This window comes from Longitalea luteola, assembly GCF_017356035.1.
Lineage (GTDB): Bacteria > Bacteroidota > Bacteroidia > Chitinophagales > Chitinophagaceae > Niastella > Niastella luteola.
Map to the genome: position 1 here is coordinate 208,597 of NZ_JAFIQX010000002.1, position 10,975 is coordinate 219,571.

10 protein-coding genes are annotated in these 10,975 nt (G+C 45.0%); 5 read left to right on the forward strand and 5 right to left on the reverse strand.

The window, feature by feature from the left end; genetic code table 11:
• Positions 1 to 2 precede the first annotated feature (2 nt).
• Complete coding sequence (locus tag JUB15_RS05020; RefSeq protein ID WP_207511237.1) at positions 3 to 1,196, reverse strand: hypothetical protein; 1,194 nt, start codon at positions 1,194 to 1,196, stop codon at positions 3 to 5.
• Positions 1,197 to 1,646: 450 nt separating this feature from the next.
• The gene (locus JUB15_RS05025) at positions 1,647 to 2,816 is read right to left on the reverse strand and encodes a glycosyltransferase family 2 protein (RefSeq protein WP_207511238.1); all 1,170 of its coding nucleotides are present in this window, start codon (positions 2,814 to 2,816) and stop codon (positions 1,647 to 1,649) included.
• Between the two features lie 229 nt (positions 2,817 to 3,045).
• Between JUB15_RS05025 and JUB15_RS05030 the strand changes: the two genes are divergently transcribed.
• The 3 genes from JUB15_RS05030 to JUB15_RS05040 all read left to right on the forward strand — a co-directional run bounded on the left by JUB15_RS05030 (position 3,046) and on the right by JUB15_RS05040 (position 6,520).
• Complete coding sequence (locus JUB15_RS05030; RefSeq protein WP_207511239.1) at positions 3,046 to 3,822, forward strand: inositol monophosphatase family protein; 777 nt, start codon at positions 3,046 to 3,048, stop codon at positions 3,820 to 3,822.
• A 130-nt stretch (positions 3,823 to 3,952) separates the two neighbouring features.
• The gene (gene thiL / locus JUB15_RS05035) at positions 3,953 to 4,987 is read left to right on the forward strand and encodes a thiamine-phosphate kinase (protein WP_207511240.1); all 1,035 of its coding nucleotides are present in this window, start codon (positions 3,953 to 3,955) and stop codon (positions 4,985 to 4,987) included.
• A 12-nt stretch (positions 4,988 to 4,999) separates the two neighbouring features.
• Positions 5,000 to 6,520, forward strand: a complete 1,521-nt coding sequence (locus JUB15_RS05040; protein WP_207511241.1) for a S41 family peptidase — start codon at positions 5,000 to 5,002, stop codon at positions 6,518 to 6,520.
• On the opposite strand, the gene nagA is transcribed toward JUB15_RS05040, so the two are convergent.
• Entirely contained in the window at positions 6,511 to 7,608 is a 1,098-nt protein-coding gene (nagA, locus tag JUB15_RS05045) for an N-acetylglucosamine-6-phosphate deacetylase (protein WP_207511242.1), read from the reverse strand. The genes JUB15_RS05040 and nagA overlap by 10 nt on opposite strands.
• Positions 7,609 to 7,685: 77 nt before the next feature.
• On the reverse strand, positions 7,686 to 8,561 hold the full coding sequence (locus JUB15_RS05050) for a nitrilase family protein (protein ID WP_207511243.1): 876 nt from the start codon (positions 8,559 to 8,561) through the stop codon (positions 7,686 to 7,688).
• Between the two features lie 65 nt (positions 8,562 to 8,626).
• Between JUB15_RS05050 and JUB15_RS05055 the strand changes: the two genes are divergently transcribed.
• A complete protein-coding gene (locus JUB15_RS05055) occupies positions 8,627 to 9,103 on the forward strand; it encodes a hypothetical protein (protein ID WP_207511244.1) in 477 nt (158 codons plus the stop codon).
• 215 nt (positions 9,104 to 9,318) lie between these two features.
• The gene (locus tag JUB15_RS05060) at positions 9,319 to 9,837 is read left to right on the forward strand and encodes a GNAT family N-acetyltransferase (RefSeq protein ID WP_207511245.1); all 519 of its coding nucleotides are present in this window, start codon (positions 9,319 to 9,321) and stop codon (positions 9,835 to 9,837) included.
• Positions 9,838 to 9,913: 76 nt separating this feature from the next.
• Here JUB15_RS05060 and JUB15_RS05065 read toward each other — a convergent pair whose 3' ends face one another.
• Positions 9,914 to 10,795, reverse strand: a complete 882-nt coding sequence (locus JUB15_RS05065; protein ID WP_207511246.1) for a phosphatase PAP2 family protein — start codon at positions 10,793 to 10,795, stop codon at positions 9,914 to 9,916.
• Positions 10,796 to 10,975: the final 180 nt, after the last annotated feature.

Here is a 10,975-nt window from a genome sequence, read left to right on the forward strand (position 1 = left end):
TTTTACTTCTTCTTAATTATCTCTTTAATTTCCTTCTTCATTTGCTCATTCTCCTTTTTAAGTTCAATAACATATAACGTCAACTCCTCGATCTTCTCAAGCAATTTCACATTCATTTCGCCCAGCTCAAAACCACCTTCTTTCTCAACCTCTTTTGCAGAAGGCATACCTGGCAAGTGTTTGTTCTGATTGATGTATTGCTCGACATGGGCAAGCGGTCTTAAATGGTATGTTGAATCAAAAACGTAATCAGCAAAAACAGCTGTAGTAACCTTGACGCCACGGGCTGCTATCTTTCCTTCAACGGCCAGTTTAAATGAACCAGGGTTGGTAGTTCCTATGCACACGCTTCCACCAGAAGGACTCAGTAATATGTTGCCATTTAAAGGATTTAATACTATATTTCCCTGTGTTTCTTTGCTTAGATAAAAATCATTTGCATTATCTAATCCCATCCAGGCCTGGCGCACATTGCTTCTTTTATATTCCATATACTGCCAGGAGTTATCACCATTGTTAAAAGTAAGCACATTGTCAACGTCGGTCTGAATCAGTGCACTTCCTCTTACATCTAAAGTATGTGATGGGCTGTTTGTTCCTATTCCCACATTCCCGTTATTCGTTATAACCATGCCGTATGTAGAACTATTAACTATTGAATTGGCAGCACCAGTAGGGCCGGTAACAAACTCAAATCCACCATTGGGATGAAAAACAAACTCAGAAATGGGCCCATCTTCCGCTCTTTTAACTACTCCCAGATTAGCGTCATAATAGCTGTTAACGGTTATCTTTTTGGTTCCTCCATCGTGGAAAAAGAATTTACTACCCAGCTGAAACTTCTCACGCACTTCTGCCGCTCCAACTCCCAGATGACCATTTGCCTGTAATCTTAAAACAGCATTATTGGGAACAGCCCCTGGTACGCGTAGATCTGTATAGTCGCCATTAACGCCGCTCCAATTCGTTTCAAGTAGCACCTGATTTACAAACCCGCTCCTGGGAATTGATAAGTGAGTGCCTTGTGCACCAAATGAAATATGCCCTGGGTGCGGATATGTTGCATCGGTTCCAATACCTATACCCCCGGTGCGCCAAATGGGGCTATTAATAGTAGTACTTCCACCCCATTGAGCAAAAGCACTGTTTCCAATAATGAATAATCCAACTGTGATCTTTAAGGTCTTTTTTAACATAAACTGTATTTTGATAATTAAAGAATAGAAAGCCCGTTCCGCCGTCAAGGCCGAAGAATAATTAAACTGATACCGTAAATGAAAACCGATTATTTTAACCGCACTGGCTACAACTCAGCATTTGTAGCCGGCGTTCGTTGAGGTAAAAAGGAAATAGGAGAATACGTTATGTGTATAATTGTTTAGTCATAGAATGGTTTACGTTCATTCAAAGCTACATGAATTGCCGGTGAACATTGTCTTTATCTAATAGGCGTGCAATTTTGCCAATAGGCGTGTTGAAATCGCCGATAACCGTGTAAGGCTTTTTAATAATGCTGTCAGATTACACCCCTTCAGCGCAGCGATATCACAGCGAAATAACCAATGCAAAGGTAAGATGAGGAGAGAGGGCCTTATTAAATATCGAACGTTTTCTTTAGGCACGCATTCACACAAAACAGAATAATTTTACTCCATAACAATCACATATCCCCGCTGATCTTTTGAATGGCTTCCTACAATTGTATATGTTCCACTGGCATGGATGAATGGTTTTAACCAGGGCGGACAAGTCTTCAGCTGTTCAATGATCTGTTTAAATGAATACATAGCGCCTTCACAGAAGATCCATTCCCGCGCCTCTTCAGCCGTTGTGGTAACTGAATAGTCTGGAACAGCTGATAGTACCGAACGTACTTCGTTATTGCTTTTATCATCACCTGCGAGAAAGAAACGGGGCCTGCCTTCGTATTTTATCGATCGTTCCTGGTGTTCCCCGCTCACAAACGTTACGGCTGCCCGTAACCAGATCACTGCTTCCAGCAAACCTGTATAAAGCCAGGCCAGTTCGCCATGAAAATGTTTCTGCACAAACTGCACCATTGCCTTATAAAACAGCCGCACATATTTACTGTCCTTACGGGTGCTTTCGCCTTTGAAATGTATAATGGTACAATCAGGTAAATAATAATTATAATGGCCGGTTTGCTGTAAACGGTAACTGAGGTCAATGTCTTCCCCATACATAAAGAACTGCTCATCGAAGCCGCCGGTCTTGTTCAATAAGGTCTGTCTGATCATCATGAACGCGCCTGATAAAATATCAACCTTATTCACCTCCTGGTTGCTCAAATGGCCCATATAATAGCGGGCAAAGAGTTTAGATGTGGGGAACCAGCGCGTCAACCCGCTCATCTTACAAAATGACACCCATAAAGAAGGGAAACCCCGCTTTGATTCTTTCAGGAATTGCCCGGTACCATCGATCATTTGAACGCCCAGGGCGCCGGCATCGGCAGTGGTTTCCATAAAGCCAACACATTTTGTAAAAGCGTCTTCCGGCAAAATAGTATCGGGGTTCAGAAATAGAATGTATTTCCCGGTGGCTTTTTGCAGGGCCTGGTTGTTGGCTTTTGAAAACCCCTGGTTTACTGAATTCTTTATAAAATGTACAAAGGGAAACCGGTGCTGGAGGTATTCAATGCTGCCGTCCGTTGAATTGTTATCTACTACCCAAACTTCCACGTTCCGCTCACCGGTGGCTACACTCATCTCGCCAATAGCTTTCCTTACAGAGCATAAGCACTGTTCCAGAAAGTATTTCACATTATAGTTAACAATGATGACAGAAAGCAACATATCTGCAAAATAGTATAGAAATTATTAAGAGTTACAGGTTCTGGGTTACTGATTGCGGGTTACCCTTACAGCGGTTAAAACCATAACTGCTTATGTGTTCCAAGGCAATTCAAACTTTGGGCCCGGTAACCGGAAACTGATAACCGGTAATCGTTTTTACCTGTAACCCCGCATAGCGGGGCAGGCTCTATAACTTGTAACCTGCACCCTGTATCCCTATCTTTGCGCCATGTTAAAAGAAACTTTAATAAACGCTACCGAGGCTGGCGCCAGGGTGCTGCAGCATTATTTTAATTCGAAAACCTTGCTGATCAGCAATAAAGAAGGAATCAACAACCTGGTTACCGAAGCTGACCATGCGGCTGAGAAAGCCATCATCGAAACAATTAAACAGCAGTTTTCCGATCATTATATTATGAGCGAGGAAGTGGGTGAGATCATTATGGACAGTGAGTATAAATGGATCATCGACCCCATCGACGGAACTGTGAACTTTGCCCATGGAATTCCCATTTGCTGCGTTTCCATCGGCCTCGAGCACAATGGCACCATGATCATGGGCGCTGTGCTGAACCCGTTTATCAAAGAATATTATTTTGCCGAAAAAGGCAAAGGCGCTTCCCTGAATGGCGAGCCCATTCATGTAAGCGTTGAAAGCGATCTGATGAAATCCTGCCTGGTAACCGGCTTTCCCTACACGTATATCAATCAGCCTAACGGACCCCTGGAAGCATTCTCGCGGTTCATTCGCGCAGGAATACCTGTACGCCGCCTGGGTTCTGCCGCAATGGACCTGTGCTGGGTGGCTGCCGGCCGTTTTGATGGCTTTTATGAACATAAGCTGCAGGCGTGGGACAGCGCCGCCGGATTTTTAATAGTGGAAGAAGCTGGTGGTAAAGTAACTGATTTTGAAGGCAAGCCTTATTCACCGTATCAACCGCATATCGCCGCTTCCAATGGAAAAATACATGACGATATGTTAAAATGGGTGAACGACAAAGCGTAGTCCGTCAATACCGGCCTGCCAAATAATTCTATAACTTTATTGGTCTTTTCTGCCTGCCCGTTACAGCGAATTACTGATCAGCGCGGCAGGTATTGCTATTTATTTAAATAGATAATATCATATCAGCACCATGAGCGAAAGCAGAACAGAAGTAAGTTCCCTCGGCGAATTCGGGCTTATTCAGCACCTGACCAGAAATATTGAGCTCCAGAACGCCTCTTCCATCGTTGGCGTGGGCGATGATGCCGCCGTTATCGACCATTTTGGCAAACAAACGGTTATAACGACCGACCTGTTGATCGAAGGCATTCATTTCGACCTCATGTATACCCCGCTTAAACACCTCGGCTACAAAAGCGTGGTGGTAAACATCAGTGATATTTACGCTATGAATGCTACCCCCACCCAGATCACGGTGAGTATCGGATTCAGCAACCGTTTCAGCGTGGAGGCGATCAGCGAGTTTTATGAGGGCATCTACGCCGCCTGCGAAAAATACGGGGTCGACCTGGTTGGCGGCGACACGAGTTCCTCCCAAAAGGGCTTTGTAATTTCGGTAACCGCTATCGGCGAAGTGACGCCAGGTAAATATGTTAGAAGAAATACCGCCCAAAAAGGCGATCTTATCTGCTGCAGCGGCGACCTGGGTGCCGCCTATGTGGGCTTATTGTTCCTGGAACGTGAAAAACAGATCTACCTCGAACACCCGCAGGTGCAGCCCGACCTGGAAGGGGAAACTTATGTAATAGGCCGGTTGTTAAAACCCGATGCCCGCAAAGACATTATCGAGTTCCTTGAAATGCAGAATATTGTACCAACCGCGATGATGGATATCAGCGACGGGCTCAGCTCCGAGATTCTCCACATTTGCGAACAAAGTCAGCTTGGATGCGTATTGTATGAAGAAAAATTACCCATAGCCGAAGAAATGCGCAAAGCAGCTTTTAAATTTGAAATAGACCCAACGGCCTGCGCTTTGAGCGGGGGCGAAGACTATGAATTACTGTTCACGATGTCACAATCAGATTATGAAAAGATCGTTTTAAATGAGCAGATCAGTGTGATCGGTTATATGACCGATGCAGCTGAAGGGTTGAAAATCAACACCAAAGGCGGTCATGTGCATTCCATTACGGCCCAGGGATGGAACGCCTTTAAAAAATAAACCGGTGATAGCATGATGCAGAAGATTTCGTACGTAGGCTTTATTGTAGCAATTACCTGCCTTATTGGCTGTTCTGCATCCCGGCAATCCTACAACCCGCAACGCACATACACCAAAAAACAATTACAACAGGATTACCGCGTTTTCCGGGGCGTGCTCGAAGAATCGCACCCCAGCCTGTATTGGTTCACCTCCAAAGACAGCATGGATTATTATTTCGATGAGGGATTTAACCGCCTGAGGGATTCCATGACTGAATTACAATTCCGGAATGTGCTTTCCTATGTGGTAAATAAGGTACATTGCGGGCATACGGCTGTCAAATACTCCAAAAAATACGGCCGGTACATCGATACGGCAAAAATAAAGATGTTTCCCCTGAGCTTTAAGGTGTGGAGCGATTCCCTGGCCATAACCGCCAATATCAATAGAAAAGATTCTATTCTGAAATACGGTACACTGGTAACCGCCATCGATGGCTATAGCGTTCGCCAACTTACCGATACGTTCATGAATTATATTTCGGGTGATGGCCACAGCATAAACGGAAAATACCAAAGCCTCAGCAACAGCGGCGCTTTTGGAAGCCTTTACCGCAATATCATTGGCCTGAAAGACCAAATAACGGTAACCTATATTGACAGCACGGGCGCAGAACAAACCGTAACCGTGCCCGTATTCGATCCCTCAGTGGATGATAAGGATACGGCAGCAAAAGTTTCGAAATCAGGGCAGGCTCCGAAACCATCCAAAGAGAACCCGCGTCATTTTTCGTGGAAGGCACGTTATGTACAGATAGATACCACCCTGTCTTCCGCATACATGACCGTTCATACGTTTGCACGGGGAAATAAATTGAGATCTTTCTTTCGCCAGGCTTTCAGAGAACTGGAAAAGCGGAAGATCCAACACCTGGTGGTTGACGTTCGTACCAACGGCGGGGGCGATGCAGGCATTTCCACCCTGTTGACCCGCTACCTGGCTGATAAAAAATTCAAGCTGGCCGATTCGTTATACGCCGTTCGCAGAAGCAGTAAATACCATAAATACATTTCCTGGCAGCCATTCTACTGGTCGCTGATGCAATTTGTAACGCACAAGAAAAAAGACGGACTGTATCATTTCGGATATTTTGAACGCCACTATTTCCGGCCTAAAAAACGACATCATTTCGACGGTAATATTTACCTGGTTACCGGTGGTAACTCCTTTTCAGCAACCACCCTGTTCGTGAAAGCGCTGCAGGGTCAGCAGAATGTGAAAGTGATCGGCGAAGAGACGGGTGGGGGCGCTTATGGCAACTCAGCGTGGATGATCCCGGATGTAACACTGCCTAATACCAAAGTACGGTTCCGCCTTCCCAAATTCAGGTTGGTTATGGATAAAAACATGGTGAAGGAAGGGCGTGGCATTATGCCGGATATCCAGGTGTCGCCAACCCGTGAAACCATTCTGCGGGGCATCGATCCGAAAGCGGCCGTTATCCGCCGGATGATCATGCACAAGAACAAGATCGGCATCGCTCAGCAATAAACCCGCTGCAGCTCCAGGTTATTATCAAACACTACAAAATCGGCGCGGTAGCTTTTTTCAATTCTTCCAAGTTTTTTACCGGTAAGCAATTTCGCAGGGTACGCTGACGCCATCCGTAAAGCTTCTTCCAGCTCAATACCGGCATGCGCAACTGCATTTTTTACACATTGCAGCATGGTTAGTGCCGATCCCGATAAAGTGCCATCAGGCAAAACATACCGGTCGCCACGGAACAGGTGCTGGTATTCGCCGGTAGTGGTTTCGGCCACTGCATCGGTAATAAAGAACAGGCGCTGGTGCATGATCTTCTTTGCAATTCGGACCGCTGCATAATCTACATGTACACCATCGCAAACAATACTGCTCATCACTTGCGGATGATTCATGATAGCTCCCACCATTCCCGGCTCGCGATGCTGTAGCGGCGACATGGCATTATACAGGTGGGTGGCTGCCGGTATCCCATCGTTGAAAGCGTTCGTAGCCTGTTGGTAACTGGCATTGCTGTGGCCGGCGGAAACAATGATGTTATGTTTGATCAACAGCTCCATGACCGCCGCATCGCATACCTCCGGCGCTACGGTCATCATCTTAAAGACGCCTTCCCCTTTTTTCAACAGCATTCCCACTTCTTGCAGCGTAGGTTTCTTTACACAAGCTTCGAGGTGTGCGCCTCTTTTTACGGGATTGATATACGGGCCTTCCAGGTGCAGCCCCAACAAACCCTTTCCGCCCTGTTCCCAATAAGACCTAACCACTTCAAAGCCCTGCAGGAATTTGTCGATGGTGTTGGTAGCCATGGTGATCATAAAATGCGTACAGCCGCCAAACAGACAATAATCATAGGTAGCTTTCAAAGATTCCACACTTAACTCATGCGAGAACAGTTTGCCGTTGCCGCCATAGATCTGAAGGTCAATGAAAGCAGGGGCCAGGGTAAATCCGCTCAGGTCTTCTATGCTGTATTGCGAAGGAATTTCATCGGCATTCACCAGGGCAACTATTTCATCATTATCCGTCAAAACCGCTTTGTTTTCTTCAATACGTTTGCCTGTAAATATTTTTCCGTTCGTATATGCTGTAGACATGCTTTTTGCTTAATTCAGTTTGGTTGGGTTGGCCTCCCCCTGCCCCTCCGAAAGGAGGAGGAGGAAGTGATGTTGTTTTATGCTAATATAAACCGGTCGGCATCTTTCAGGAAAGGCAGCTTATTCCTTACTTCATCTAGGGCTGCTTTTTCGAGGGTAATAGTGAAAATGTCTTCCTCTTTGGCCCTGGTATACAAAACTGTTCCCAGGGCATCCACCACCATGCTGTCGCCACTATAATAAATGCCATTGCCATCATTGCCTACGCGGTTTACGCCCACCACATAACACTGGTTCTCTATAGCCCTTGCCTGCAACAATGTTTTCCAGGCATGGTTGCGTCTTTCAGGCCAGTTGGCAACATAGATCAACACATCGTATTCGGGTGTATTTTCAATAGCAGAAGAGCCGGCTTCCTGCGGCGGCGCCACCGGAAAGTCATGGGCTTCCATTTCCGAAGCAACCAGGTCGGCCAGGGAGGAGGCTGCCGGTTTTTGCCGGCTCCACACCGGGAAACGCAGGTCATAACATACCAGCAGGTTGATCTTCCAGCCTTTCACTGAAGCGATCAACCGTTTATTGCCGGGCGAATAATGTTGGTCTTCATGGGCATAGCCAAACAAATGGCGTTTGTCATAATAGCCATATTGGCCGTTAGGCAACATCCATACCAGGCGGTTGTAATAGCTGCCATCCTCTTCAATGATCAAACTACCGGTGAGGATGATCTTTTTTTCAGCAGCCCGTTTCTTCATCCAGGCCACGGTAGGGCCATCCATTTTTTCCGCCAGCTTTTCAGCCTGCATACTAAAACCGGTGCTGAACATTTCCGGCAATATTACCACTTCCGTACGCTGCAACTGCCTTATCTTTTCCTCCAGCATTTGCAGGTTGGCGCTCTTGTCTTCCCAATGCAAATCGGTTTGTATAGTAGTAATGGTAAGCGTTGACATGATATTAAATTAGTGAACCAAAGGTAATCATTGTGCCTATCGCCAACAGGGTTATTTTTGTGTTTATGAGAAGCGCATCTGTTCATGAATTAAAGCAGGAACTATTGACCAAACCGGCCGCTGAGTTAACTGACTTATGCCTGCGGCTGGCAAAATATAAAAAAGAGAACAAGGAGTTATTAACGTACCTGCTTTTCGAAGCGCATGATGAGGCTGCTTATATAGAATCAATTAAAAGGGAAGTAAATGAACAATTTGCGGAGATCAACCACAGCAATCTGTATTTTGTTAAGAAGACGCTGCGTAAGATCCTGAGGAACATCAATACGCATATACGGTACACCGGTTCTGCACAGGTTACCGTCGATCTGCTGATCTATTTTTGCCAGTCCATTAAGGCATCCGGCATCCCTATTGAAAAAAATCCCATCATTGCTAATTTGTACAAAGGGCAGGTACAGAAAATCAATAAAACACTGTTGGGCCTGCATGAAGACCTGCAATACGATTATTCAAAAACAGTGGCTGAGTTGCATGTATAATTCGCTGACATATTTCATAGTACGTTATGAATCTATATAAGATTTCCTCCCGTATATAGTAGGTACATTCACCAGGCATTAACAAAATCTTGATCTTTTGTATACAACTCGCTGTTGTCTTTCGTTATCTTATATAATAGCAGTCGTAGTTGTTTGGTCATAAACACACGTATGTGGTGCGTAATTTGTATAATAACCTATGTAATGCTAATACAATGAACATTTCAATCCGGCCTGAGCAACCGGCCGACATAGATGAAATTCATGAGCTCAATACATTGGTATTCGGGCAGGAGAATGAAGCAAGGTTGGTAGATCATGTGCGCCAGGGTCCTCATTTCATTCCGGAATTATCATTGGTTGCGTATTCAGATAATGAATTGATCGGATATATTTTATTTTCCCAGATCACTATCACAAACGGCGACTACCGACATCAAAGTTTGGGGTTGACTTCTATGGTAGTGCATCCTGCGTTTCAAAAAAGAGGGATTGGTTCCAGGATGATCGCTGTTGGTTTACAAAAAGCTACAGACCTGGGTTATACCGATGTATTTGTTTTTGGACATGAACATTATTTTCCAAAATTTGGATTCCTTCCTGCTGCCCGGTGGCACATCAGACCACCTTTTGATGCACCTGCCGACGTATTTATGGCATTAGAATTAATCCCCAACGCATTATCAAATGTGTCGGGGATCGTTGAATTTCCTATAGAGTTTTCTGTAATATAAATTCTTCTTTACTGCCATAGGAAGGCACCGTTTGTTTTGAGCTCTGCGAATTGTTGTGCCCACGTTGGTTTCTTCCTTATTGAAACTTATATCTTATTGCCAATCCATGCGATAGTCCGGTGAACGGAGTAATGGAGAGATTGGGATTTTTGATCAGTTTTGTTTTATGCAGCTTTGGCACTAATATACCGGTCAGCGTACCCTGTGTTATTCCCAATAAAATATCAGACGGGAAATGCAAGCCACCGCGATGCCGCCACCAGGCAGTTACGCCGGTTGCAGCGCCTGCCAATCCATACCACACCCATTTCGCTTTTGAATCGGGATGGTAGTCGGCCCATACCTGTGCAAAAAAGAACGTGGAAGTGGCTACCAGTGCTACGTGCCCTGCATAAAATGAATTTTTACCACCGCCTCGCGTACGATAATCCAGTGGTGTTTCTTCATGATACACATACGGTCTGTACCTGTTTGTAAAGTAGGTGGAACCTGTATACAACAACCCGGTGATCGACATGGCTTCGAGGTACAGGAACGAAAGCTTTGCTATGTCTTTCCGCATCTTTTTGTCGAACAGGAAAAATACAGGCACCGGCATCGATCCATAAAATGGTAAATAACTAATGTCATCCACTTTTTTATTGTATGGGCGTATTCCCCAACGATCGAAACCGTTAACGTCTGACTTATTCAATGCAAGTACTTTTTCTTCATTCGTAGGATCTTTACTGTAGATCTTTGTAAATGCATATAAAGACCACAAAGTTCCTGTAGCGGTCACCGGTATATCGGCGCCCCAGTTCATTTTATAAACCTCTTTCGGCTCTTCTTTTACTTCTTTTATTTCCGGCTGTTGTAAGGGAATTGTATCGACCCGTAGGCTTGCAGAATCGTTCTGTGCACGTACTGATGCGAATACAAAAAGGAAAGCCGGAACTGCTGCATATACTTTCTTCATAGCTATCCCTTTTGTGTTAATATGTTATATTACCCTTACATTTTTGCAATGTTTATGCCATGGAACATAGTGGGGAAGCGAGCTGGCGCGCTATTGAGCCAGTAATCAAAAGTGAAGAAAACCAACTAATTGAAAAAGCCCGGACGATCATTCTATACATGAAGATCATCCGGGCATTTA